The organism is Azoarcus sp. KH32C (assembly GCF_000349945.1).
Taxonomy (GTDB): Bacteria; Pseudomonadota; Gammaproteobacteria; order Burkholderiales; family Rhodocyclaceae; genus Aromatoleum.
This window is the reverse complement of the sequence record NC_020516.1, coordinates 4,549,289-4,574,554: the sequence shown is the minus strand read 5'-3', so window position 1 is coordinate 4,574,554 and position 25,266 is coordinate 4,549,289. Positions and strand designations below refer to the sequence as shown.

Below are 25,266 nucleotides of genomic sequence, written 5' to 3'. Positions count from 1 at the left end.
AACGGTTGCGGCACGCAACAACCCCCGCCCGGCGCAGGCCAGGCGGGGGTTGTCGTTTATTGGTCGGGAGTCAGTCGCCGGACGGGGCACGTACCGGTGCAACCGCGACGCGCGCTGGTTCGGCGCGTGCCGGCGCCGAGCGTGCGACATGGGTGCAGACACCGAGCACGGAACAGGCGTCGCTGGTCGTCAGGTCATGGCCGAGCATCAGTCGGACGTCGACCAACAGCTTGCCCGCGGCGGCAGGCTGAACCGCAGGCCGGAACGGCAGCTGTGCGGCGAACGCCTCGGCCGCGTCACGGTAGCCGTCGCGATATTCGACGAAGGTCGCGGGCTGGGTGAAGGGGCGCTCGTTCGTCAGCCGCGGGCGCGCGACGCCCTGCTGGCCGAGCAGCGCGGCAAGCCGTCGCGCGAGCCCTTCGCCGCCGTGGCCGTTGGTGATTTCAAAGCGGGCGGGGCGTGTCGGCGCCGCATCGGTCGGGACAGGTGCTGCGGCCGGCGTCGCGACGAAGGGGGCAACCGGCCGAGCGGCTGCGGGCAGCGGTTCCGGCGTCGCAGGCGTCGCTGCGGGTCGGGTGGCTGCGGCGATGATCGCGGCGGCTTCGGCGACCGCCACGGTGCGGGGCGGCGGCGCATTGCGCAGTTCGAAGACGTTCTCGGCCACCTTGACGAGCGTGGTCCGTGGCGCGGACGCGACCTCAACGGCTGGAGCGGTCTGTGTGACTGGGGCTGTGACGGTCGCGGTACTGGCTGAGACGGTTGCCGCGAGGGCCGCGGCGGGTGTCGGCACGGGCACGGCAGCGGGCGGTACGGGCTGCGCGGCGGCTGTTTCGACCGTCGGCTGGGCGGGGGCGGCAGCGGGCTGCATCGCGGCCCAGGTGTTGCTCGCCCGAGCTTCGGCGAACTCCGCCCGCTCGTTCGCGCCGAGCCGCCGGTAGGCCGTCGCGAGGTTACTCCACGCACGGCGATTGTTCGCGTCGAGGTCGACGGCCCGGCGCAGCGAGGCCGTGGCGGCTTCGTCGCGACCGGCAAGCAGCTGCGCATAGCCCAGGTTGTTATGCAGGTAGCTCGCGGTCGGCGAGAGACTGATGGCGCGCTCCAGCGCCGCCAGCCCCTCGTCGAACTGGCCCTGCTGCACCAGCAGCGCCCCGAGCGCGTTCCACGCCGCCGCGTAGCCGGGGTCGGCATCGAGCGCCTTGCGGTACGCGGTGAGCGCCTGATCGGTGATCCCCTGGCCTTCCTTGACGCGCCCGAGTGCGAAATAGCCTGCGGCGTTGGAGCCGCTGTGATTGACGGTCTGCACGGGCGAAATCTTCCACGCCCGCTCGGGCATCGTCGGACCGGTGCTGCAGGCGCCCAGTACGAGCGCTGCGAGCACGGGCTTCAGTGTGAGTACCAGCTTTTTCATTGCTGTTTCTCCTCGCTATTTTCATCCGCCACTGCTGCCCGCCATCGTCGGTAGCAGGATGCGGTAGATCTGGATCATCGCCGGTCCAAGCAGCACCAGCATCAGTGACGGGAAGATGAAGAAGATCAGTGGGAACAGCAGCTTCAACGCGATCTTCGCCGCGGCTTCCTCGGCGCGCTGGCGACGGCGGGTGCGGAGCATGTCGGAGTGCACGCGCAGCGACGCGGCAATGCTGGTGCCGAAGCGCTCGGCCTGGATGATCATCGCGACGAAACCTTCGACCTCCTCGACGCCGGTGCGGTTGGCCAGGTTGCGCAGCGCGCGTGCGCGTTCCAGCCCAGCCCTCAACTCCAATGTTACGAGGTGCAATTCCTCTGCGAGCGCCTCGCTCTTGTGCTGCATCTCGTCAGCGACACGAACGAGCGCTGCCTCGACGCCCAGGCCGGCCTCTACACAGACGGTCATCAGGTCGAGCGCATCCGGAAAGGTTTCGAAGATCTCGCGCTGGCGGACGAAAATCATCCGATTCAGGACCGTGTTCGGCAGGTAATAGCCTACGGTCGCCGCAAACAGCACGACGAGCAGGGTGCCCTGAAATTGCAGTTCGGGCTTCGAAACAAGGACCGTGAAATACGCCAGCAGCGGCAACCCGAGCGCCAACACCGTCTTGATACCGAAGAAGGCGAGCGGGGCGGACGCATGTCGGATACCCGCATGCATGAATCGCGTGCGCAGCGCAGAGGCATCCTCGCTGTCCTCGGGAGTGGAAAGCTTCGCGAATGGGCGGGTGAGCTTTACGGTGCGTTCGATCCAGGTATCGGCCGAGGGGGCCGCCGTTCCCTTCCCCCCTCCTATCGCGTTCAGTCGTTCGACGCTCGGCGAGCGCGAGAACAGGCTCATCACGAAGAACGCGCCGGCAGAAACAGCGACGAACAACAGGCCGAGAAAAGCCATTTGCGTATAGTTCATGTCTGCTTTCTCCTCATCGCCATCGTCGCTAGACCCGGATGTGGATGATCTTGCGCATCCACAGTACGCCGAGCACCATCATTCCGAGCGCGCCGTATATGAAATTGATGCCCGCGGGGTCCTCCCACAGCACCTTCATGAAGCCAGGATTCACGATGTTGATCATCGCCGCCGTCGCGAACGGCAGGCTGCCGAGAATCCACGCCGACAGCCGTCCTTCGGCCGACAACGTGCGGATCTCCCCATACAGCTTGAGGCGGGCACGGATGATCGCGCTGATGTTGTCGAGCAGCTCCGCGAGATTGCCGCCGGAGTCGCGCTGGATCAGCACCGCGATCACGAAATAGCTCAGGTCGGTGCTGTCGGTGCGCGAGGCGAGATTCAGCAACGCCGTCTGTTGCGGCACGCCGTAGTTCATCTCGTCGAACAGGATGCGGTACTCCCCGCCAATCGGGTCCTTCATTTCCTCCGCCACCATCTTGATCGCGGTCGGAAAGGCGTGACCCGCGCGCATCGCCCGCCCCATCAGGTCGAGAGCTTCGGGCAATTGCTGCTCGAAGCGTTGCATGTGCTTGGTGCGCGCCCGCAATACATAAATCGTCGGTAATGCCGCCAACACGCCGCCGAAGATCAGGCCCACGATCATGGGGCGGCTCAGGACCACCGGCACCGCAAAACCGAGAGCGGCGAGTGCCACAGTCCACGCGAGGAACTGTGTGAGCGTCAGCGGCAGGCGCGACTGGACGATCATCCGATTGACGCCGTCCAGGCGCGTGATTGCCGCGAGCAGACGGTCGCCTGCCGCCGAGCCTGTGGTATTCAGCTCCTTGTATAGAGAGGCGGTGCGTGCGCTCTGCGCGCCGGTGGACACCTCTTCCAGGCGGCGGTTGAGGCGCTTCACTTCCGCGCTATGCGTCGACGCCCACCACAGGTAGCCGCCTTCGAGGAACAGCACCACGGCGATGAAAGTCGCCAGGGCAAAGAGCAGGGTCAGGATGTCCATGTCAGCCTCACTCGAAGCGCCGGGTCGGGTCGAACATGTCCTCCGGCAAGCGGATGCCGAAAGAACGCAAGCGGTCGGCGAAATGGGGGCGAACGCCGGTTGCGGCGAATTGCCCCTGTACCGCGCCAGTGTCCGAGATGCCCTGCTGGCGGAAGGTGAAGATCTCCTGCATCGTGATCATGTCGCCCTCCATGCCGGTGATCTCCTGGATGCTCACCAGCTTGCGCTTGCCGTCGGTGAGCCGGCTCGCCTGCACGATGACGCCGATCGCGCTGGCGATCTGGGCCCGGGCGACCTTGGGCGGCAGGTTCGCGCCCGACATGCCGATCATGTTCTCCATGCGGCCGAGGGCATCACGCGGGGTGTTCGCGTGCACTGTCGTCATCGAGCCCTCGTGGCCGGTGTTCATCGCCTGCAGTACGTCGAACGCCTCGGCGCCCCGCGTCTCGCCGAGGATGATGCGGTCAGGGCGCATGCGCAGCGCGTTGCGAACCAGTGAACGCTGGGTCACTTCGCCCTTGCCCTCGATGTTCGGCGGACGGGTTTCGAGTCGCACCACGTGGGGCTGCTGGAGCTGCAGCTCAGCCGCATCCTCGATCGTCACGATGCGTTCGTCTCCGGGGATGTTGTGCGACAGGATGTTCAGCAGCGTCGTCTTGCCGCTGCCGGTCCCCCCGGAAATCAGGATATTGATCTTCGACCGCACGAGGCCGGCCAGCAGTTCGGCCATTCCCGGAGTGAGGGCCTTGAACTCGATCAGCTTCTCGATTGTCAGCGGAATCGCGGCGAAGCGACGGATCGACACCACCGGACCGTCGAGCGCCAGCGGCGGAATGATTGCGTTTACGCGCGAGCCGTCAGGCAGGCGTGCATCGACCATCGGACTCGACTCATCGACACGCCGTCCGACCCGCGACACGATCTTGTCGATGATCTTCATCAGATGCGAGTCGTCACTGAACGTGACGTTGGTCAGCTCGATCTTGCCGTGGCGTTCGACGTAGATCTGCTGGGATCCGTTGATCAGGATGTCCGAGACCGTGGGGTCGGCGAGAAGTGGCTCGATCGGCCCGAGCCCGAGCATTTCGTACTGGATGTCGCGGACGAGATCGCGCCGTTCGTTGGCATTGACGACGACGTTTTCCTCGGCGAGCAAGCGCTCGACCATCAGGCGCAATTCTTCGCGCAGACGCTCGGGCGCGAGATTCTCCATCGCCTCCAGGTCGATGCGCGACAGTAGCAGCTGATGGATGCGCATCTTCAAGCTCTGGTAAGCCTTGGTGGCACCGGTTTCGGGCGCGACCTGCGGGCGCAGGGCGTTTTCAGGCGAGACCGATTCGAGGCGCTGGCGCAGACTCATTTCATATTCCCCTCAGGAAGTGGTGGCCCGGGAGCCTCAATGGCTGGCGAACAGGCGTGAGAGCCAGCCCTTGCCGTTCTTTTCCTGGACGGTGTCGAGCGATGCAGCAATTTCCCGCAAGGCCTTTGTCACCGGACTGTTCTTGGCCAGCCGTGCAATCGGTTCGCCCTGATTGACCGATGCGGCGACCTCGTCATAGCAATTCGGCACCGCCTTGAATACCTTCGCATTCACCGTGCGCTCCAGATCCTGCAGTCCGATGTCGCTGTTCTTCTGATGGCGATTCACGATGAGCCCGACTTTCGACATCGGATAGCCGAGCGACAAAAATACTTGGACCAGGCGCTTTGCCTCGCGGATGAAGGGCAGGGTCAGTTGCACCACGGGGAATATCATGTCGGCCATATCGAAAGGCTGCAGGCTCACACCGTCGAGCGAGCGGCCGACGTCGACGATGACGAAGTCGTAGTTCGCCCGTGCCACCTTTAGAATCGCCTCGACATGCTCGGCCTTGACGTCGGCGGCGTGGGCCGGATCGTCCGGAGCCGCGAGCAGGCGGAAGTCGGGTGCGACCTCGATCATCGCCGAGTCGAGAAAAGGCGCATCCAGACGATGAATCTGCTGGCATACCTGCGCGAGATTGCTCGCCGGTGTCTGATTGCTGACGTACATTGCGGCGTCACCAAATTGCAGGTTCAGGTCGATCAGTGCAACGCGCTTGCCATGCGCTGATGCCAATACCCACGCTAGGTTAGTCGCCAGAAAGGTCGCGCCGCTGCCCCCCTTGCACGAGGTCATCGCGAGAATCTTGCCGGCGGCACCCTCTTGCACTTTGCGCTTTGGCGCAATTCGACCGATCGCGGCATGCAGCTGTATTCCGGCCGTCGGAGTCGGCAGCACTTCGCGCACCCCGGCGCGCATCGCACGAAGCAGGAAATCGGGCGACTGGTTGTCACTGACAATGATAAAGGCTGCGTCCGGATGCCTCTGCCGCAGACGTTCCAGACTATCCAGCCCGCCGTTTTCGGGAAGGCCGCCGTTGACGATCAACACGTCCGGCACGTCTTTCATCGTTTCGAGTTCGAGCGTACCCCCCTGGATCGCCCGGACCTCTCCCAGGTTGGAATCCTGTTCGAGGATGTGGGTGATCTGATTCAGATGGTAGGCGTCCGACGAAACAACGGTAATTGTGGTCTTGCTCATTTCAGTTACCTCTGAACTGGTATGCCGAATGGGGTTATGGCGAATAGCTGTAGCCAAGGCTTTCGGTCGGCATGATCACGCTGGAAACGGGGATGCTGATTGCCAGGAAAGGAAAGAGGCCCGCCATCGGCGCGTATTGGACCGACCCGGTGCAATTGCCGCTCATCGCCACACAGGCTTCGACAAAACGGACGCAGCTGGCGGTGCGGGTGGCGTCGTTGCAGGCCGAGATGTTGTCCGTCGGGTCGGCGGGCATCGGACTGGCTACGGCCAAAGCGCCGTTGAGGTAGTTGATCTTGACGTTGAGATTGTTAATTTCCAGACCGGCTGGTAAATAGGCGGTGTCGGTACCGCTTTCCGAGCCGAAAACGGCAGCCCGCTGGATCTTGTCCGCATCGGCAAAGCTGCGGACCACCGCTTCTCGTGCAGCGCGGCGCGTTACTTCCTGGACGGTATTCCACAGGTACAGAATGCGGCCAAACTCCATGATGCCAAGGACGATCGTGAAGAAGAGCATCGCGACGATCGCGAACTCGACCGCTGTGGCGCCCCTTTCGCGCCGGCCCCTGCTGCTGCAATGAGATATGGTCCTCATGGCTTGGCCTCAGTTCATGTAGCGCATCGTGGTCTGGGGGGCCAGTGCGACGCCCGAGTACACCTTCGACGCGCCCCCCGTCGGTGACAGGAAGGGAATCATTCCGCCGATGGTGATGGTGTACCCGCTGATCGCCACTTGTACGTTGGCCGGCGCGCCAACACCGCTCGCGCAACCAACGGAGCTGAAGGTGTCATTGAGGCAAGTCACCGAAACTTGCGCGGTGGTCAGCGCCGGCTTGATGTTCGCCGAGTTGGCCGCCTGCACCACCCGGTTCTTCGCGTCGTCGATGAAGGTTCCCGTGGAAAACGTTCCCCTGTCGGCGACACTCAGCATGCGCGCGCCATCGCGGGTCGCCTTGGTCAGTGCGTCGTAGTACCAGAAAGCGCGCCCGAACTCGACGATGCCCGCGACCAGCAGCAGCAGGAAGACGATGACCAGCGCGAGTTCCACGGCTGCCACCCCGCGTTGGTGATTGAAGGCGCCTGGCTGTTTCATTTGAGCACCCATTCTTCCGTTAGCGATAAAGCCGGATGTCCGACGGCGGAACCGGATCGATCAGGCCGGCAAATTCGGCGTCGAGGTAGCGGTTGGGGCCACCGGAAAAATCGGCCTTGAGCTGCATGAAGAACCGTCCGATGCCGACCACGTCCATCGTGGCGCACGAATTCGGGCCAACGGGCGCCGACCGGCAATCGACGATGACGATGTGGAGGATGCGGCGGTTTACCACGCCGGGATGGCTGGCGCTGGGCGCCTTGAAATACTTACCGCTGGTCTGGTTGTAGGGGGCGGGCGGCGGCGTGCCGCCTGAAAAGCCGGTCCCTACGGAGCCCGGGTAGCCCGCGCCGCTCGTGTCGAAGAAATTGACGCCCGCCGCGTTGTGATACATGTTGCTGCCGTTCGCGTCGCTGGTCGAATACGGGGTCCCGGCCTTGGGCGGAGAGCTGCCGTCGGTGTGATACGCCGGACCGTAGGACCACAACGGGCCGTACTTGTCGAACGTAATACCAGTCGGCCCCGGCGGTAGCGCGTAGGTCGGCTTGTTCAGGACGGTCTCGACGAATTCGCGATTGGGCAGGGTGCTGGCCCCCGGTTCCATCCAGTCGGTGGGCGTCGTATCCGTGGCGCTGTTTGTGCACGCGGGATCCAAGGCGGAGTTCGGGTGGCAGCGATATTCGCGGATGTTGGTGTCCGGCGGCGCGCTGGTGGGGTCGCACACGGACGGCGACTTAAAATCGTCGAAGCGTGAATTGAGCGAACTGTCGAGCGAAGCGGTCATCCCGGTATTCGTATAGACCTTGCCGGTGCCACTGCCCAGGACGACGCTGCTGCCGGTGCAGATGAAGGGCGCGGTGAAATTCGCGCTGGAATGGTTGGGGTCGCAAGTGTTCGGGTATGCGTCCACCGGATTGATCAGGTAGGGGTCGGACGGGCCGCTGGCCAGCGGATTGAGCTGGAATAGGTTGTAGGTCACGCCGCGGCGGAAACCCAGTTCGACCAGCTCCGTTTGTCCGTTCGAGTGGGTGTACTGGCTCGTGCGGTTCGCGGGATCGACTGCGCACACGCCGATCGGCGTGACCATCGTTTCGAAGCGGCCGGCGACGGCATAGCCGGCCGTTGCGGTGGTGTTGTACGCAGCACCAGCGACGCGCATCAGATAGGTATTGAGATTCTGTGTGCCGCTATCGACCTCCAGAAAGCTCATGCCTGCCGCGAGCGCGTTACTTGTGATGCTGGACGCAGGAACGAAAGTACAGGTGGGTGCGCGCGTTCCGGGCCGGCCGAATGCATTCGCGTTGCCGGCATTGGGGCAGGAGCCGACGCGGATGTTGGCGATCGTGATATTGAGCGTACTTGAGAAGTTGTAACGGTGCTGGGCCGCGATCGCAATCGCCTTGTTAACGGCGGCAGTCACTCCCGCGGCCGTGTGGTTGAGCTCCTTTGCCCCGGCCAGCGCCGCGGCATCGGCTGCGTTCTGCAATTCCGATTTCGCAATGTAGAGATGCCCCAGGTCCAGCACCAGACCGCCGAACGCGAACAGCACCACCGCCATCAGTCCGGTCATGATGGCAGTGACACCGCGCTGGCGAGAACGTAAGGTCGGAAGCTTTGCCATTTCCGCTCTCCTGGGGACCACGCCCTTAGCGCGAACCGACCCCGATCGTGAAAACGCCCGTCTGCTGCTGCGGATGCTCATAACTCTTGGCATATTCGCCCATCGCCCCCTGCGCCGCCTTGCCGTCAATGCCGGCGACAGGGTCGGCATTGCGCGATGCGTCGGGGGCGATCACTTGCTGAGCGGTGGCGGTTCTCACTGCGTCGCCGAAACTCGCGTCCCAGTCAGGCGAAGTGGCTACGCAGCCGGTCAGACCCACAAGCACCAAGGCGCCGGTCAGTTTTGCGATCTTGTCCATGGTCCGCCTCCTTACTTGGATTCGAAGCCGCCGCGAGCGGGGGCGCTTGCAGGGGGAAGTGCTTCCATCCGCTCTGCGGGGGGAGGCGCGTCGCCCTCGAGTTTGCCGCGCCAGATCACGTCGGCCCGATTCGGCTCGACATAGTTGTCGGTCGGCAAGGCATAGTTCGGCGGCAAGGGCTTGACGAGGCGCGGTGTGATCACGAACACAAGTTCCGACTTGTCTGTCTGGAATTCTGTGCTGCGGAACAGCGCGCCGATGATGGGCAACTCGCCGAGGACGGGGAACGCCTTGATGTTGGTCGTCGCGTTGTTCTTGATCAGGCCGCCGATTGCAAAGCTCTGGCCATCCTCGAGCTGGACTGTCGTGAACGCGCGTCGCGTCGTGAAGGACGGCAGGATTGCGAGGCCGCTCACGCCGGGCGCGGTGATGCCGACTCCCTCGCGGTTCAACTCGGAAACTTCCGGCCGGACGGCCAGGTTGATCCGGCCGCCGTCCAGCACCGTCGGCGTGAATTTCACCGAGACGCCGAACTCCTTCTCTTCAAGCGTGATCGTCTGGCCGCCGCTGTTGTTGTTCTGGGCGACCGGGATGAAAATTTTGCCGCCCGCCAGGAAGCTGCCTTCCTGGCCGCTGATCGCCATCACGGTCGGTTCGGCGAGGATCTTCACGAGCCCGTCGGTCTTCTGCATGTCCAGGCCGAGGTTCGTGACGCCTTCGGCCGGGACAGTGCCGAAGGTGGTCGTGAATTTGGGCACGAGTTGGTCACCAACCTGGGTCAGTTCCTGGGTGACGTTCCCGGCGCTGCCGATGGAACTCGGAATCGTGCCGCCGACCACTGCGCCAACGGAACTCAGCGGCACTCCATTCGGCCCCACGCGGGAGAGTTGTCCGAGTGATCCCGCCTTGCCGCCGAGAATCCCGGACATGAAGCGCAGGACCGAACCGTCAACGTAGGCGCGTGAGAAATCGATGCCGAAGCGGTCGAGTACCGCCTTCGACACCTCGGCAACCTTGACTTCGAGCATCACCTGTTGCGGCGCGCCGACCTGCAGCATGTTGAGCACGCGCACATTGCGCCCGCCCTTGCCGCCGCCATCGCGCACGTACGCGGCGGCGATTTCGACGGCGCGATCAACCTTCGTTGCGTCGCTGACGGTGCCACTCAAGACCAGCGAGTCGTAGGCGGAACTCACCTTGATGCCGGTTTCGTGAGGCAGGAGCGTCGCGAAGGCCGCCTGCACCGAGGTCACGTCCATGGTCACCGTCACATCCAGCGCCGTGCAACCGCCGGTGCGGTCTACGAGCACGACGTTCGTCGAGCCGACCGTTTTGCCGAGCAGGTAGATCTCGTTAGGGCTCAGCAGCAGCACGTCCACCTGGGCGACGCCGGGGCGGCCGTCGTCCTGCTGTGTCTGCTGCGCCCCTTTGTCGTCCTTCTGGGCTTCGACGCTCGGCCGCGCTGCGCGGGTATTCTCGGGGTTGCCCAGCAGGATCCGCGTGACCGGCGTCTGGGGACGGATCACCGACGACTTGCCGACTGGGACCGTCACCATCGGCGCGATCTCGACGCGTCCGCAGGGCGATCCGCTGGAGACCGCGACGGGAGCCGGTTTTGCCGGGGACGGTGCGGCCGCGACGGCTGCGTGGGCGGTGCCCGACAACAGCAGCGCGCTCACTGCCAACGTCCCGTACGTTGCGACCTTGCGACTCTGGTTGTTCTTTTTCGTGGTCATGATGTCCTCATGCGTCCATTCGGATTTGGATGTGACTAGAAGCATTCGTTGACCTTATTGACCCCGCGGATCACCTCGACGCATACGCGTGCGGGCTGTGCCGGTGCGGTAGCGGGCTGAGGTTTAGGAGCGGCGCGTCGCGGTGCGACGGCGACCTTCACCGGGGCAGGCGCTGGTGTCGGGGGCGCCATGACAGCGGTGCGCAACAGCATCGCCTTCGTGATGCCGGCGGTCTCCGTCGGTTTGCCGTCGACCTGGTTGCGCAGCACGAGCGACAGGTTGCCGACACTGCGGGCGAGGTCCAGGCGCTCAGCCTGCTCGGGCGTCACTTCCAGCGTCACGGCATTGACGACCTTCGGTTTCGTTTCGTCGCGATTCGCTTCCTGCGCGACGGCAAGCACCAGGATGTGTTCGAGGACGATCTTCGAGATCATCTGGTCCTTGTCGTTTGCGTGATCGCCTACCTTTTCGGTATTAACGATGATGTCGACATAGTTGCCGGGCAGCGCGAAGCCCGCGACGCCGACGACATCATTGACGCGCACGGTGATGGCGCGCTTGCCTTCCGGCACCACCGCGGAAAGCCCGCCCTTCGTGCCGACCGGCGCGAGACGCGATTCGAGGATCGGCTCGCCGGGCTGGATGCCGGTGATCGCAACACGGCCGTCGAGTTTCGAAACATCATTGAACGCGCCGTTAGGCACGCTGCCCGACGGCCATTCCACCAGGCGGACAGAATCGGGTGTGACGCGGCTGCCCAGTTGCAGCTCGACTGCGGCGACGGCGATGCGGTTGCCATCCCCCGCGGATTGCGCTTGCAGCCACTTTGTCCCGAGGAGTACAGCGGCTAGGCCGGCCAGCATTGCGACGAACAGAAAGACAAGACCTTTGGTCTTCATGAGAGTCCCCTTGTATCCGGACCGTCAGCAGAAATCCGCCGGCCCCGCAAATACCCGCCGTGGCGGGCCGTCAGGTGCCGAGACCGCAACACGGCCGTCGGCGCCTCCCTTGCTGCCGCAGCCCTAACGGGATGCGAAGTAGTTGTGCCAGGCCCAGTGCAGCGCGTCCGGTGTCAGTCTTGCCGGTTCGCCGCGGTAACGGGCCAAATCGGCGATCTGATTGACTATGTCGCGTGGATAACATGCCAGCAGCGGCTGCCTGTGGACCTTGTGATATTCCTCGACCAGTGTCGTGAATGCCACCTGATCAAAGGGTACGCCTCGGTCTTCGCAGACTGCCGTGAATATGTTCCTGTATTCGTCCTCATTCATCGGCCCGATGTGAATTTTGTAACCCAGTCTGCGAAGAAATGCCGGGTCGGCCACCTCGGAGGGCATCAGGTTGGTCGAGAACACCAGCACCACGTCGAAGGGCAGCGTGAACTTCGTCCCGCTATGCAGCGCGAGATAGTCATGGTGGCGGTCCATCGGCACGATCCAGCGGTTCATCAGCTGTTCCGGCTTGATCAACTGGCGGCCGAGGTCATCAACGACAAACAGGCCATTGTTGGCCTTCACGTGTGGCGGCGCCTGATAGAAGCCGGTGCTCGCGTCGTAGTCCAGATCGAGCATGCGCAGCGTCAGTTCGCCACCGGTGATCGCGACCGGCCGGCGGCAGCGCACCCAGCGCTGGTCGGGGCGTGCCAGGTTATCGAGGCCGGCGGGACGATGATCGTCCTCTACCGGTTCATGGATCAGCGGGTCGAACACCTGGATGATCTCGCCGTCGACGACGATCGCGTGCGGCACCGCGACGTCTCCGTCGAGCAGCAACGAGAGCCGCTCGGCAAGATAGGTCTTACCCGCCCCGGCGGGGCCGTAGAGGAACAGCGCGCGCCCGGAACTCATCGCGGCGCCCAACTGGTCGCGCAGCTCCGGCCTGATGATAAGCCCGCGGAATGCCTCGTCGACGCCTTCGCGAGTCACCTGCATCTTCGTTACCGACTGCCGCTCGATCTGGGCGACATAGGCCGCAAGGCTGACAGGTGCAGCGCCGGCGTATTTGCACCGGGCGAGGTACTCGCCGGCGCGCGCCCGGCCCGCATCGGTCAATTCATAGAGGACGTCCCCATCGGTCTCGCCGCGGCGCATTACCTCGCAGATCCGCTCCGCGCGCATGAAGGCGAGCAGGCTTTCGAGCACCGTCGCCGGCAGGTGCAGGCGCTGGGAAATTTCAGTAAGGCGCATCTGGCCGCGAACGAACAATAGCTTGGTCGCGAGCTCGACGAGAAACAGCAGCGGCAAGCCGGTTTCCTCGAGCGTGCGCGGGGCGCGGGGGAATGCGGGCGTTTCGTCGATCGGCACGACTTTGGCGCTGGACAGTGCGTTCATGGCGGTGCTCCGTGGAGGTCAATTCAGCTCAAGGCCCAGCCTCCCGAGCGGACCAGATAGAGCTGCAGGAGAGTGCCCGCCGCAATCGCAACTGCGTAGGGCATGCGCCCGGCGGTCTGTTGCAACGGTTCGAATTTCGGGCTGGCGCCGGTGGCTGCGTGCACTGCGCTGGTGGTTAGCATGACGTGCAGATTCAGCGCGAGTTGCTTGAACGAGCGCTGCCAGAGCGCCATGCCGATGGCGAGCACCCCGCCCGCGACGAAGGTGAGTACGACCACACCGAGAGTTTGAAGCGGACCGAGAAAGGCCCCGACCATCATCATCAGCTTGACGTCGCCGGCGCCCATGGCGCGCAGGGCGTATTGGGGTACGAGGGCGGCGAAGCCCACTGCAATTCCGCCCAAGGATGAGAGTAGGCCAATTGCGCCGCCAGAAGCCTCAAGGATTCCAGCGCCCGGCGCGGCCATCGCATGGATGGCCAAGGCGGCGAGTATGCCGCCCAGAACCAGGAGATTCGGTACCTTGCGAGCATACAGGTCGGAGACCACTGCCATTACAAGCGCGCCGAGCAGGCTTACGAGTCCGAAATTCATTTGAGCCACCGGTTTGGTCGAGAGCTATTAGTACCGTTGGTCAAGGATCGTTGGGCCGCGGTCCAACGATCCTGTCGTGCAAGGTGCATGATTCGCTCAGACCGAGGCTAGCGCAGTGCTGATTGCGGTGAATACGGCTTGAAGGTTGGTTCCGACCGCCCGCACACTGGCGATGATAACAACTGCGATAAGCGCGGCAATCAACCCGTATTCGATCGCCGTGACGCCGTCTTCGTCGCGAATGAATTGCTTGATCAGTTTCATTTCAATCCCCTTGAGTGAATAGAATCTATTGTGAGAGTTATTGCTTACGCATAGAACGCAAGGTTAGTTCGGCCGCATTTTGGCAGTCCAGCCAACCTTCGGTGCAAGCGTCAGGTCAAACGGAGGCAAGCGCAGTGCTGATTGCGGTGAATACGTCTTGAAGGTTTGTTCCGACCGCCCGCACACTGGCGATGATGACAACTGCGATAAGCGCCGCAATCAGCCCGTATTCGATCGCGGTGACGCCGTTTTCATCGCAGATGAACTTCTTGACTAGTTTCATTTCAATCCCCATTAATGAGCGAAATTTATTTGCCAGAGCTATAGCTTCCTCTTGTGCCGAAGTTTGGTTGAGCCGCAGTTTTGAGGTCCAACCAACCTTCGGTGCAAGCGTTAGACGGATGCCAGCGCAGTGCTGATTGCGGTGAATACGGCTTGAAGGTTGGTTCCGACCGCACGCACACTGGCGATGATGACGACGGCAATGAGCGCCGCAATCAATCCGTATTCGATCGCCGTGACACCCTCTTCGTCCCGAATAAATTTCTTGATCATGTCCATTTCAGCCTCCATCTAGCAAAGAAACTACAAGGCCGGTTCCCCGGCTACCCATCCGAAACGGGGAACCCGATCCGGAAACTTTGAAGCGAAACGCGTGGCCTCGCTCGATTTGTTGCGCACAATCATGGGAACACCCCGGCCACGAAGGCGAAGAGTGCCGCTACGTTGGTGCCGACGAGGCCGACGGCTGTGACGATGACCACGAAAATCAACGCCGCCAGCAACGCATACTCGATAGCCGTGACGCCGTCCTGCTCCGCCAGGAATGCGTTGAATCCCCTCTTGATTTGCACGGTCTTCATTTCAATCTTCCCGTCCTGTGCGTGTTGAGTTCAGATTAGGCACCAGCTGGAACTGCGGCATCAGCAACTGCACCCAAGGCGGCTAGTCATATGCAACGGGGGGCGTGGGTGACAGTTGTCATGGAGGGCTGTGCGTTGCCATGCGGCCGTCGGTGCGGGGTGAGAGCTCGTGTTCGTGTTTGGTGATAAGGATGGAGCAGATCGGGCAGGCGTTCCGCGTAGGGGTGGAACAACCAACGTGATAATTCGGGGCACGCGAACGGCAGCCGTCCGGACGGGAGGTTGATATGGTCAAGCGGTGCGCATCAGAACACGAACGGTATGAGCCGCCACCTGACGCGGCTCTGGTACGCACGGTACTCGGCTGTCTGCCCGAGAAGCCTTTCTTCGAAGTACACGCGTGCTAGTAATAGGCACAGGCTGGCTGTGACGATCAGAAGATTCCGAGGCGAATAATTTGCTGCCAGATAGAACGAGAACGAGATCAGGTAACTGAAGTAAATCGGGTGTCGCACGAGGCGATACATGCCCGCGGTCTTCAATTCCCGCAGCGCAGGCACCAGTGCCAGACTGCGATTCAGTGACAATACGCCGGCAATCTGCATCGCCGAGCCGACCACCAGGCCCCACTCGGCGGCTGGCACGGGCGAGTCGGCTGTCGGACGGAGCAACAGGGGTAGAAATGTTCCCAGCACTGCGACGACCCATTCGTGGGGGCTGCTCGTGAAGGTCCTGGGCGGGGTGCGGAGCAGGAAGAACACCGCAATGAGGGTCTCTGCAGTGCTAAACACGAGGAGACTGGCCTTTCCCGTGAGATTGAAGGTGACAAGATGCGCGATTGCGAAGAAGACCCACAGCGCGGCCAGGAAGGTCCCAGTAAAAATCTGCGTTCGTGCGGACGCAATAATTTCGTGAATTCGACTCATTTGGAAGCTCCCCAAGTGCAATTCGCCCACGAACGAGCGTTCGCTGCCTCTGAGTTCTCATGATCGTCTGGAAGCGCTGACGCGGCATCGGTCGATGCGACTAGCCGCGCTGGCTTTCTTCAACCGGCTCGGTCATGACAGTTGTCACGTCCGACCGCCCAGTCCGGGGGGCCGAGAGTTGTGCCGATCTGCCCCCGCGCCGGACTTCGGCAAGATGTCGGTGGCGCCGAGGTACAGCGCACGATGACGTGCGCCAGAGGGGCGGCGCAGGTCAGTGCAACGATGGGGGCGTGTCCCCCTGTCAATATCAGGCAGCAATTGAGTGCTGACGACCGCATCAGATTCAAGCATTATTGGTATATGGGTGTTGCTCTATAACGAGCTCGTCGGCGAGGCGCCAATCCCTCGCGGTGACAGAAATACAGATGCTTTCGTCCTGCTCAAATCATTCACCGCATATCGCAGCAGCGCAATCGAGACCAACGCGACAATACAGCCCGCAATTATATCGACCAGATAGTGTCCTCCATGCGTGGGCGTCGATAGCAGCATGAGCGCGTTCAGTGCTGTAATCAATGGGAATAAGACACGCTGGCCACGATGAACGTACATAAATATGATGGCCATAGCCGCATGATAAGACGGAAATGTGACTATGCCCTGCATGTCATCAAAGGAAAAGCCTGCCTGTGTCCCTGCGAGAAGGTTGAGAAGATGAGGCAAATGGACGGCGCGCGCCAGTTCGATGTTGAAGTGGTAGAACGTGCCGGCGGCTGGAAAGACATCGGAAAGGGCCGATGTGATGACCAGCGCGATAACGGCCGTCCAGAACAGTTCCCGGTTCCGGCTTGTGCGCTCGGCGTGGGCAAAGAGGATAATTGAAACAAGGATTTGGACAATCAGGCTGTGATAAGCAAGGCGAAGCAACGTATCCAGAACGATGTTCGCGCGGGTCAATTCAAACCACGCGAGCCATGAGAAGCCAATGGCACGGTCAAGCTCGCTAAATTGGGTGTCATATAATGGCGCCCGCATGTATGCGGCGAGATACGTCAGAATGGCCCCAATTGCGCTGAAGCTGATCCAGAGCGCCCCGTAATAGCCCATCTCCGAAAGGCGCCGGCTGCGTCCCGAGATGCCGTAGAAGGCCCACATAGCCAGCAGCACAGCATCTGCAACGAGGATGTTCCCGTAGTCTCGAAAGGCTATTCCGATGTACGCGGACCAGAGCATATCTACTGCTAGCAGCAAAACAACTGACAGTAGCTCGGGAAAACGAAATAAAAGCGATTGCCTTCCTGGCATCGTCGTCACCTATCGTTCAATTCAGAGGCGGTAAAGCTTGTCAAATTGACGAAACGGTCTTCAAACTCGGACTTGGCGTTCCATCTCTAGCTTTTTCATCGTCGGTCAGAATGCTTGACGCTGCATCGGAGAATGTGGCTGTTTGTTTTCGTCGAATTGGACCAAGCCGAGCGTGACAATTGTCATCGTCGCTTGAGTGACGAGGGTGGAGGGGCCTCGGCGAATCGCTGCGTTGTCGTGCTGCTCAGGACTCGACCCGTAATTCCCATATTCCCGCAGGTGGGGTGTTTCGCCACACGATTGCTGTGCGCTTCCAGCGGAGATGCCGTGGGGCGGCAAAGGGCGCACGCGGTTGGTAGGTGAACTGGACGAGTTTGCGGCCTTGATCGTGTGCGAGGAACCGACACAGGCTATGCGCTGTTTCCGTTGCGACATGCCGAGGCAGGGAACGGAAAGGCAGGCTGGAGACGAGGACGATCTTGCCGGGGCGATCGATCAGACCATCGACAACCTGTTTGGCCGATGATTGCCTAACGTCGATCGCAGGATAGCGGTGCTGAAGCCGGTGGGCGAGGGATGCCTGCAACTCGACGGCGATCAGCGGCACACCGGGTAGCTTAGTCAGGAGCGCATTGGTGACCGGACCTGTCCCCGCCCCGAGTTCGACGATGAGATCGGCGCCGGTCGCGGCACTGGCCATGGCGTTCGCGAGTGTTCGCGAGGATGGCAATAGGGCGCCCGTCGACGCAGGATTCCTTAGCATCGCAAGCAGCAGTTCAAGGTGCATTTGGTGGAGTCGAATGCAGAATGTAGGGAGCATCTTAGCGTGATTCTGGGGCAACTGTTTTGGGTGAGTCGGCCGCGGATACAAACTCAAGTCTTTAGGGTAAGCGACGCAGAGAACAAGAGATGAGTCCGAATCAAAGCGATTGAACTGATTGAATGGGACTGCCTATGAAAAATGTCATGCAACTACTTGCGGTTAATCGGTCGCCGCACGAATTGCTGCAATTAGGTCGTCGCCGCTAGCAGTCTTAGGCACGAAGGCGGCAGCGCCGAGTTGCTGCGCACGGCGACGAAGTGCCGGTTCGGCGACGCAGGTGAATACGATGATCGCCGCGCTGCAGCAGCGATTGAACAGGGGGATCAGATCCAGTCCGTTTGTCCCGCCGAGATCGATATCCAGCACGATGACCTGCGGCTGGAGCATGCACGCAAGTTCGAGCGCCTCCGGGCCGCTGCGGGCGCACCCGGCGACCCGCATGCACGGTCGCTCACTTTCGATTAGCGCAGTGACGCCGGCAAGAATCGCACGCTGATCATCGACGAGCAGGACTTCAATTGGAGGGGCGAGGGTGTCGCAGGGCACGGCGGCGTGCTCCACGCATGCGGCGCGGGCCGCGGTGATTGCAAGATACCGGCAATCCGGTAGTTCCGCCTATGGGAAGAAGTGCGCGGTACGACCGTGACAAATTACCTGGAAGGGGCGCGCGAACGGGACGTCAGTCTTCGGCGAAGACTTCGTTGAGGCTCGCCGCGTCGATCACCCGGTCGGCCCAGGTTTCGAGTTGCTCGGAGTCGGCGTGGTCGACGCGCTCGAGAAAAGGCGCTCAGCATGCGGACACGTTAGTCTTGGGCAGCAGAGCGGGGTTTCCCCACAGGAGGGGAAGGTGCCAAAGGTCGGCGGCCTATCGACGCTTCTTCCAGTACCCCGGGCGCCGCCGCTGATGGGCAACTGCAAGCACTTGGATTGACCCGCCGATGAAGCGATAAATCACGCTATATGGGAAGCGCCGCAAGGGAAAGCGACGGGCCACGCCTCTCCACATGGCACCAAGCTCCGGGTTGTCGGAAAGCAACCCGATGGCGCGCTCGAATTCGGCGAGTAATGCAAGGCCCAATTCCTTGTGAGCACGTTCCGCATAGAACGACGCGGCCTCTTTGAGCTCCACAGCCGCCTCAGGGTGGATAAGGACGATCACTTGAGCGCTGCGCGAGCTTGCGCTATGACATCGGCGACGGGCATGAGCTGAGCCGAGCCTGTGTCGATTGCCTCCATGCGCCTTTCTACGTCAGCGGCCCACGCCTCTTCAATCTCGGTGTCTTCGTCGAGGCTGGCGATCAGGTGCTCCACCAATCTCGCGCGGTCAGCGGTACCAAGCTTGAGCGCTTCCGCCTCCAAGACTTCAAACTGAATTGTCACTTTTCGACCTCCTGCAGCCCATTTGACCGTGGTTACCGATCGTGCTTTCCGCGCTCCTCCAATGCCTTCGATATCCTGCCACAGTTCGGCTTCGAGGTCCTTCGGCAGTTGCATCATCCAGTTGAGCACCGAGAACGGGCGCAGGATGCGGTGCCTTGTCCCAGTATCGTTCGTAAAGCAGGCGGACGAGCCGGCGCTTGGCCTGGAAGCGCGAGGCGTGGTCGTGGCGGGTGAGGAGGTGAGCCGCGGTGACCCGCGCGAATGGGGTGGCGGCGAGTACGGCGCGGCTCGCCACCGGGCGGTCTCTAACCGTACATGCGGCTGTGCCGCCCGGTAGGTTCGAGGCGTGGCTTCAGAAGACCACGACGGCGTCGTTGGAGCAGTTGGAGGTCCCTGCTTCGCATACCTTGTAGGTATACGAGCCGCTGCCGTTCTTGTTGATCGCGTCGGTGTAGGCGCCGTCGTTGGGTTCGCCGGGGGAGGAGATGACGACGCTATTGCGCCGGATATCGACGTAGGTCGAGGTCGCGCCGCTCCACTTCAGGTCTGCTTTCTGTAGGCCCTTGACCTTGTAGCCGCTGGCGGTGAGCGTGATGGTGGCGGGCGGCGGCGGGGGATTGTCGGCGGTGAGGGCGCGGGCAGCGTTGACGCGGCCGTATTTCACCCAGGCGCGGAAGTTCTGCCCGAGGGCCCCTTGAGCGTTGGCGCTGGTTTCGATGTAGCTGCGCGCCTGCGTGTTCGTGATGCCGGGGTAACGGGCGAGCACGAGCGCGGCAAGGCCGGCGACGTGCGGCGAGGCCATCGAGGTTCCCGACAGCCACTGGTAGCAGCCTTCCGGATCGTCAGGCGCGAGGCCGCAGGCGGCGTTCGGGTAGGCCGACAGGATGTTGTGACCGGGCGCCGCGACCGAGACCCAGGTCGAGCCGAAGCTCGAGAAATAGGCGAGGTTGTCGTGGCGGTCGGTGGCGGCGACGGAGATCACCTCCGGAAACGCGGCCGGGTAGATGCGCGTCGGGGCGTAGTCGTTGCCGGCGGCCGCCACGAGCACGAGGCCCTTGCTCCAGGCGTATTTCACGGCATCCGCTTCGGCCTGGGACGGCGAGTAGGGATCGGGATCGCTGCCGTAGCTCATGTTGATGACGCGGTAGCCATGGTCGGCGGCATAGAGGATGCCGGCGACCGAGTCGGCCACCTCGCACATGCCGAGTAGCGGGAAGGACTCCGACGGATATTCGTGGCAGACCTTCAGCGCGCCGATCTTCGAGTTCCAGCTGACGCCCGCCGTGCCCTTGCCGTTGTTGCTGTTCGCGGCGGCGATGGCGGCGACGTGGGTGCCGTGGCCGACGAGATCGGTCGTCGTGCTGCTGATCGTGAAGTTCTGCATTTCGACGCATTTGCCGACGAGGTCGACGTGGGTGCATTCCACGCCGGCATCGAGGATCGCGATATGGATCGTGTCGCTGCCTTGCGAGATGTCCCAGGCCTGCGGCGCGTCGATGTCGGCGTTCAAGGTTCCCGCTACGGTGCCGCCCGTGTCCGGGTCGTACAGCGGCTGGGCCGTGTTGTTGAGGCCCCATTGCTGGCCGAAGTAGTCGATGCCCAGTCCCACGGGGGGCGGGGGATCCTTGCCTTCGGTCGGCAGGATGAGGGTGCGGTAGAAGTTCGGTTCCGCATAGCGGACGTTCGGATTGTGCTGGTAGAGCGCGATCGCGGCCTCCACGCTGCCCGATGGAACGGTCAGCAGCTGCGCGCCGATGCGGTCGAAGCGTTTCAGGATCTGTGCGCCGACCGCTGCGTGCGTCTGCGCGATCTCGGCACCGGGCGTACCCGGGCGGAAGGCGACCAGCACTTGATCCGGGGCAAAGCGCGGCGGCGCGGCGACGCCCTGGGGAAGTCCGCCGGCCTGGGCGAGCGATGCTCCAGACATGAGACAGGCGCCGACGATCGGCGCCAGAAAGACGGCATGACGCATGGCTTTATCTCCCCTGTGACGCGCGGTGCGGAACGCGCTTGTCCTATCACATTAGAAGTCGCCTGCCGCCCCGCGCGCGGGCGAAGACGCCTTTGTCGGGAGGGAGAATTGAACTACGCGGTCTTGTGCGAAACCGCCTACGCGGCAGTCACCCCGATCCCGTGTTCCTTCGCGTAGACGTAGAGCTCGAGCCGGCCGTGGACCTCGAGCTTGTGGTAGATGGCCGTCAGGTGGTTGCGCAGCGTATGTTCGCTGATGCCCAGATCGTCCGCGACGACGAGGCTCTTGGCGCCCTTGTGGCGGACCACCGCGGCGATGACTTCGTGTTCCTTGGGCGTGAGACTCGCGATGTGTGCGTCATCCGGAGCGGCTTTCGGCTTGCTGCCGGTCAGCATGTTCATGATGTCGCCGATCAGGGTCCGGTTGACCCAGACGTCGCCCGCGTGGACGCGCTCGATCGCACGCAGCAGCACATCGACAGGCTCTTCCTTGCGCACGACGCCGCGGGCGCCTGCGATCACGGCGCGCCGATGGGCGTCGAGGTCGCGGGCGCCGGTCAGGACCAGTACCTTGGCATTGCGATCGTTCATCAGTTGGGCAAAGGATTCCGTGGAGTCGCATCCGCCGAGGTCGAGGTCCAGCACGATCACGTCGGCTTCACGGCTGGCGGGCGACGCGAGCAGTTCGCTCACGCTGGTCGCGCTGCCGATGAGGTTCATTCTTTCGGTCGCGCCGATCAGGCGTTCCAGGCCCCACAGCGTGGCGCGATGGTCGTCGACGAGGAATACGCGGATCGGCCGTTCAGTGGTCTCTACCATGGTCGTTCGCTCCTCAAGACATCTTCGGGATGGAAATCATTAGATCAGTGACGCCGGACGGCTGTACGTCGACTGCTACACATCCACTTACAGATTCGGCGCGTTCCACGACCGAGCGTGGAATAAAGCACGGCGGCGGCGACAGCGGGTCATGCATGTTCGTGATGTGGATCACGTAGCGATGCGCGTCTTCGCCGACCACGATCTCGGCCCGGGTGGCCCGCGTGTGGCGGCGGATGTTCGTCAGGGCCTCGCTGACCATCGGGAAGATCGACGCGGCGAGTTTCCGGCTGACTGCGGGTTCGCCTTCGCAGCGCACACCGACCTCGATGCCGAAGAGTTCGGAAAAGCGCTTTGCCTGACGGCGCAGAGCGGGGGCGAGGGCGTCGTCGACGCCTTTGGCGCCGCTGCGCATGCCGGTGACGAGCTCGCGCAAATGATGCAGTTCCTCGAGTGCCACTTCCTGCAGCGCGACGACGTCGCTCCGCAGCGGGTTGTCCGGAGCGGCCTTGCGGACCAGTGCCTCGATTCCGTACTTAAGGCCCAGGTAGGGCTGGATCGCGGTGTCGTGCAGATCGCGGCCGATGCGTGCGCGTTCGGTCGCCATGGCTTCGTCGGCCAGTCGCTCCAGCAGGCCGGCGTTCTCGATGATCGGCCCGAGCTGCTCCATCACGCCCGACAGCAGTTCGGCGTCGCGCAGCCGGTAATGCCGTTGCCCCGATTCGAGCACGAGCCGGCAGGGATGGGGGCCGCGCCGGCAGATCGGCACGGAGATCATCGAACGCGCATCGAGCGATTCGGCCAGCGCTTGGACAGGGGGGCGTGCGGCACCGGACGGCGCCTTGTCCACCACGTGAAAGCCGCCGTGGTAGCGGATCGGGTAGCGGCCGAGGAAATGGGCCTGATGATGGACGTTGGCGGTGTCGGACGGCAGACGGACCAGCAGTTCGAGCACGCTCGCGTGCAGTTCGCCCGACAGCTCGACGGTCTTGCCGCTGCGGTCGAGCCGGAACACGCGCGGATCGCTGCCGGGCAGCCAGATCAGCAAGAGGCCGAGGTCGGCCGAGAAGTGTCGCGCGAGCGAAGACAGCATCGTTTCACCGACACGCTTTACGCCGAGTCGCGGGTCCAACTGGCCTTGCAGGCGGTCGGCAATTCTCATCTGTTCGTTCATCTGCACGCCGGCCTGCGCAAGGCCTGCGACCAGCGGCCCCAGAACGAGGATGGACAGCGGTTGAAGGAGAGTCTCGGTCGCTGAGATACCTTCCTGGTGGCCGTGGATGATCTGCATCGCCCCCGCCGCAATCGTCGAATAAAAGGAAACCAGCAGTCCCGACACGAAGCCGAAGCTCAGCGACGCGAAGAGCACTGGAAACAGCAGCAGCAGTGTGAATAGGCTGCTCTGGGTGCTGGCGATCCAGCCGAAGAAAAGGATCCAGGTCGCGTCGACCCACGACGTGAGCGACGAGCGGAAGGCGTGCCGACCGTTCAGCTCGGCCCAGCATAGCCAGCCGGCCCAGCCGGCGTAGGCCAGAACGACAAGCATGATATGGGACCGCGTCTCGGGCGACAGCGAAAGCGCCTCGGTCGCGGCGACGATCGCGACCAGCACGCGAATGTTCGCGAGCACGCGACGCAGCTCCGGGCTGTTGCTTGCGTGAGCGAACGTGTGGCCTGGAGCGGGCATCGACTCCGCGGCCGTGCTGACGCGATCCATTTTTGTTTTTTCTCCCTTCGGTCTTGACGCGCCTTGCGCCTACCGATCTCGGGCTATCTTATCGGCATGCTTCACGTGCTACGAAGTGACAAAATCACGTTTTGCTGCATGGGCGAAGTGCGTGGAATCCCGGGCGCCCACAAGCGTCAAATGCCGTGTATCCGGGGATGACGGGAGAAGGCGATGAGCGAGATGCGTACCGAAACCGATTCGATGGGACCTGTTCAGGTGGCGGCGGATCGTTACTGGGGGGCGCAGACCGAGCGTTCCGTGGCGAATTTCCCGATCGGCACCGAGCGCTTCCGCTGGGGGCGGCCGATGATCCGTGCGCTCGGTATCCTGAAGAAGGCCGCGGCGCAGGCGAATGCCGAGCTCGGCGAACTGCCCGCGGAAATCGCCGCCCTGATCGAGTGCGCCGCCGACGAGGTCATCGATGGCACGCTCGACGAGCACTTTCCGCTCGTCGTCTTCCAGACCGGCTCGGGCACGCAATCCAATATGAACGCCAACGAGGTGATCGCCAACCGCGCGATCGAGCTCGCGGGCGGCGAAATGGGCTCGAAGCGGCCCGTGCATCCGAACGACCACGTGAACCGCGGGCAGTCGTCGAACGACACCTTTCCGACCGCGATGCACATCGCGATCGTCGGCGAACTGACCAACCGCCTGCTGCCGGCGGTCGCGCGCCTGCACGACACACTCGCCGACAAGGCGAAAACCTACGAGGACGTCGTCAAGACCGGCCGCACCCACCTGCAGGACGCGACCCCGATCACGCTCGGGCAGGAAATCGGCGCCTGGGTCGCTCAGATCGAATTCGGCCTCGCGGGGGTGCGTGCCGCGCTGCCCGGTCTGTACGACCTCGCGATCGGCGGCACGGCGGTGGGGACCGGGCTCAACGCGCATCCGCGCTTCGGCGATGGCGCCGCCGGGGCGATCGCGAAATTGACGGGCCTGCCTTTCCGCAGCGCGCCGGACCGCTTCTTCGCGCTCGCCGCGCACGACGCGCTGGTGCAGACTTCGGCCGCATTGCGCACGCTCGCCGGCGGCCTGATGAAGATGGCGAACGACGTGCGCTGGCTCGCGAGCGGGCCGCGCTGCGGCATCGGCGAATTGCTGATTCCGGAAAACGAGCCCGGCTCGTCGATCATGCCCGGCAAGGTGAATCCGACGCAGTGCGAGGCGCTGACGATGGTGTGCGTGCAGGTCTTCGGCAACGACGCCGCGGTCGCCTTCGCCGGCACGCAGGGCAACTTCCAGTTGAATGTGTATAAGCCGGTGATGGCGCACAACGTGCTGGAGAGCATCGCGCTGCTTGCGGATGCCTGCGACGCCTTCGACGCGCATTGCGCGCGCGGGCTGATGCCCAACCTGCCGCGCATCCGCGCGAACCTCGCGAAGAACCTGATGCTCGTGACGGCGCTCAACCGCCACATCGGCTATGACCGTGCGGCGGAGATCGCGAAGAAGGCGCACCGCGAGGGGCTGTCGCTGCGCGAGGCGGCGCTAGCGTCGGGTTACGTCGCGGCGGAGGAGTTCGATCTGTGGGTCGATCCGGAGGCGATGACGCGGCCGGGGGCGTGA

The 25,266-nt window shown here is 63.1% G+C and carries 27 protein-coding genes; 1 reads left to right on the top strand and 26 read right to left on the bottom strand.

What is annotated here, in order from left to right:
- Window positions 1-70 precede the first annotated feature (70 nt).
- The 26 genes from AZKH_RS20555 to AZKH_RS20430 all read right to left on the bottom strand — a co-directional run bounded on the left by AZKH_RS20555 (window position 71) and on the right by AZKH_RS20430 (window position 23,682).
- Window positions 71-1,408 (bottom strand): LytR C-terminal domain-containing protein, encoded by a 1,338-nt coding sequence (locus AZKH_RS20555; RefSeq protein ID WP_015437724.1) that lies wholly within the window; start codon window positions 1,406-1,408, stop codon window positions 71-73.
- 21 nt (window positions 1,409-1,429) lie between these two features.
- On the bottom strand, window positions 1,430-2,377 hold the full coding sequence (locus AZKH_RS20550; protein WP_015437723.1) for a type II secretion system F family protein: 948 nt from the start codon (window positions 2,375-2,377) through the stop codon (window positions 1,430-1,432).
- A gap of 28 nt (window positions 2,378-2,405) precedes the next feature.
- Window positions 2,406-3,380 (bottom strand): type II secretion system F family protein, encoded by a 975-nt coding sequence (locus AZKH_RS20545; protein ID WP_015437722.1) that lies wholly within the window; start codon window positions 3,378-3,380, stop codon window positions 2,406-2,408.
- A gap of 7 nt (window positions 3,381-3,387) precedes the next feature.
- Entirely contained in the window at window positions 3,388-4,740 is a 1,353-nt protein-coding gene (locus tag AZKH_RS20540) for a CpaF family protein (RefSeq protein ID WP_015437721.1), read from the bottom strand.
- 36 nt (window positions 4,741-4,776) lie between these two features.
- Window positions 4,777-5,943 carry an AAA family ATPase gene (locus tag AZKH_RS20535; protein ID WP_015437720.1) on the bottom strand — a complete coding sequence of 389 codons (1,167 nt, stop codon included), beginning with the start codon at window positions 5,941-5,943 and terminating at the stop codon, window positions 4,777-4,779.
- Window positions 5,944-5,977: 34 nt separating this feature from the next.
- The gene (locus AZKH_RS20530; protein ID WP_083903109.1) at window positions 5,978-6,538 is read right to left on the bottom strand and encodes a TadE/TadG family type IV pilus assembly protein; all 561 of its coding nucleotides are present in this window, start codon (window positions 6,536-6,538) and stop codon (window positions 5,978-5,980) included.
- A gap of 9 nt (window positions 6,539-6,547) precedes the next feature.
- Complete coding sequence (locus tag AZKH_RS20525) at window positions 6,548-7,036, bottom strand: TadE/TadG family type IV pilus assembly protein (RefSeq protein ID WP_015437718.1); 489 nt, start codon at window positions 7,034-7,036, stop codon at window positions 6,548-6,550.
- A gap of 19 nt (window positions 7,037-7,055) precedes the next feature.
- Entirely contained in the window at window positions 7,056-8,657 is a 1,602-nt protein-coding gene (locus AZKH_RS20520; protein ID WP_015437717.1) for a pilus assembly protein TadG-related protein, read from the bottom strand.
- Between the two features lie 25 nt (window positions 8,658-8,682).
- Entirely contained in the window at window positions 8,683-8,955 is a 273-nt protein-coding gene (locus AZKH_RS20515; RefSeq protein ID WP_015437716.1) for a hypothetical protein, read from the bottom strand.
- 11 nt (window positions 8,956-8,966) lie between these two features.
- A complete protein-coding gene (locus AZKH_RS20510) occupies window positions 8,967-10,691 on the bottom strand; it encodes a type II and III secretion system protein family protein (protein ID WP_041656453.1) in 1,725 nt (574 codons plus the stop codon).
- A gap of 35 nt (window positions 10,692-10,726) precedes the next feature.
- On the bottom strand, window positions 10,727-11,590 hold the full coding sequence (cpaB, locus tag AZKH_RS20505) for a Flp pilus assembly protein CpaB (RefSeq protein ID WP_015437714.1): 864 nt from the start codon (window positions 11,588-11,590) through the stop codon (window positions 10,727-10,729).
- Window positions 11,591-11,713: 123 nt separating this feature from the next.
- Window positions 11,714-13,021, bottom strand: coding sequence for an ATPase with chaperone activity (locus AZKH_RS20500; RefSeq protein WP_015437713.1), 1,308 nt, complete (start codon window positions 13,019-13,021; stop codon window positions 11,714-11,716).
- Between the two features lie 23 nt (window positions 13,022-13,044).
- On the bottom strand, window positions 13,045-13,614 hold the full coding sequence (locus AZKH_RS20495) for a prepilin peptidase (RefSeq protein ID WP_015437712.1): 570 nt from the start codon (window positions 13,612-13,614) through the stop codon (window positions 13,045-13,047).
- A gap of 96 nt (window positions 13,615-13,710) precedes the next feature.
- Window positions 13,711-13,878 carry a Flp family type IVb pilin gene (locus AZKH_RS20490; protein ID WP_015437711.1) on the bottom strand — a complete coding sequence of 56 codons (168 nt, stop codon included), beginning with the start codon at window positions 13,876-13,878 and terminating at the stop codon, window positions 13,711-13,713.
- A gap of 115 nt (window positions 13,879-13,993) precedes the next feature.
- Window positions 13,994-14,161 carry a Flp family type IVb pilin gene (locus AZKH_RS20485; RefSeq protein WP_172642474.1) on the bottom strand — a complete coding sequence of 56 codons (168 nt, stop codon included), beginning with the start codon at window positions 14,159-14,161 and terminating at the stop codon, window positions 13,994-13,996.
- Between the two features lie 110 nt (window positions 14,162-14,271).
- Window positions 14,272-14,439 carry a Flp family type IVb pilin gene (locus AZKH_RS20480; RefSeq protein ID WP_015437709.1) on the bottom strand — a complete coding sequence of 56 codons (168 nt, stop codon included), beginning with the start codon at window positions 14,437-14,439 and terminating at the stop codon, window positions 14,272-14,274.
- A gap of 122 nt (window positions 14,440-14,561) precedes the next feature.
- Window positions 14,562-14,741, bottom strand: coding sequence for a Flp family type IVb pilin (locus AZKH_RS20475; RefSeq protein ID WP_015437708.1), 180 nt, complete (start codon window positions 14,739-14,741; stop codon window positions 14,562-14,564).
- A 305-nt stretch (window positions 14,742-15,046) separates the two neighbouring features.
- Window positions 15,047-15,667: an isoprenylcysteine carboxylmethyltransferase family protein gene (locus AZKH_RS20470; protein WP_015437707.1), complete on the bottom strand. Its 621-nt coding sequence runs from the start codon at window positions 15,665-15,667 to the stop codon at window positions 15,047-15,049.
- A 372-nt stretch (window positions 15,668-16,039) separates the two neighbouring features.
- Complete coding sequence (locus tag AZKH_RS20465) at window positions 16,040-16,972, bottom strand: phosphatase PAP2 family protein (protein ID WP_231874434.1); 933 nt, start codon at window positions 16,970-16,972, stop codon at window positions 16,040-16,042.
- Between the two features lie 244 nt (window positions 16,973-17,216).
- Entirely contained in the window at window positions 17,217-17,759 is a 543-nt protein-coding gene (locus AZKH_RS27010) for a class I SAM-dependent methyltransferase (RefSeq protein WP_083903191.1), read from the bottom strand.
- A 195-nt stretch (window positions 17,760-17,954) separates the two neighbouring features.
- Window positions 17,955-18,341, bottom strand: coding sequence for a response regulator transcription factor (locus AZKH_RS20455; protein ID WP_041656451.1), 387 nt, complete (start codon window positions 18,339-18,341; stop codon window positions 17,955-17,957).
- A 319-nt stretch (window positions 18,342-18,660) separates the two neighbouring features.
- On the bottom strand, window positions 18,661-18,954 hold the full coding sequence (locus AZKH_RS20450) for a type II toxin-antitoxin system RelE/ParE family toxin (protein ID WP_015437703.1): 294 nt from the start codon (window positions 18,952-18,954) through the stop codon (window positions 18,661-18,663).
- A complete protein-coding gene (locus tag AZKH_RS20445) occupies window positions 18,951-19,292 on the bottom strand; it encodes an addiction module protein (RefSeq protein WP_015437702.1) in 342 nt (113 codons plus the stop codon). The genes AZKH_RS20450 and AZKH_RS20445 overlap by 4 nt, the downstream gene beginning before the upstream one ends.
- A gap of 235 nt (window positions 19,293-19,527) precedes the next feature.
- On the bottom strand, window positions 19,528-21,147 hold the full coding sequence (locus tag AZKH_RS20440) for a S8 family serine peptidase (RefSeq protein WP_015437701.1): 1,620 nt from the start codon (window positions 21,145-21,147) through the stop codon (window positions 19,528-19,530).
- A gap of 137 nt (window positions 21,148-21,284) precedes the next feature.
- Window positions 21,285-21,965, bottom strand: a complete 681-nt coding sequence (locus AZKH_RS20435; protein ID WP_015437700.1) for a response regulator transcription factor — start codon at window positions 21,963-21,965, stop codon at window positions 21,285-21,287.
- A gap of 13 nt (window positions 21,966-21,978) precedes the next feature.
- Entirely contained in the window at window positions 21,979-23,682 is a 1,704-nt protein-coding gene (locus AZKH_RS20430; RefSeq protein ID WP_015437699.1) for a sensor histidine kinase, read from the bottom strand.
- Window positions 23,683-23,865: 183 nt separating this feature from the next.
- On the opposite strand from AZKH_RS20430, the gene fumC reads away from it, so the two are divergent.
- The gene (gene fumC / locus AZKH_RS20425; protein ID WP_015437698.1) at window positions 23,866-25,266 is read left to right on the top strand and encodes a class II fumarate hydratase; all 1,401 of its coding nucleotides are present in this window, start codon (window positions 23,866-23,868) and stop codon (window positions 25,264-25,266) included.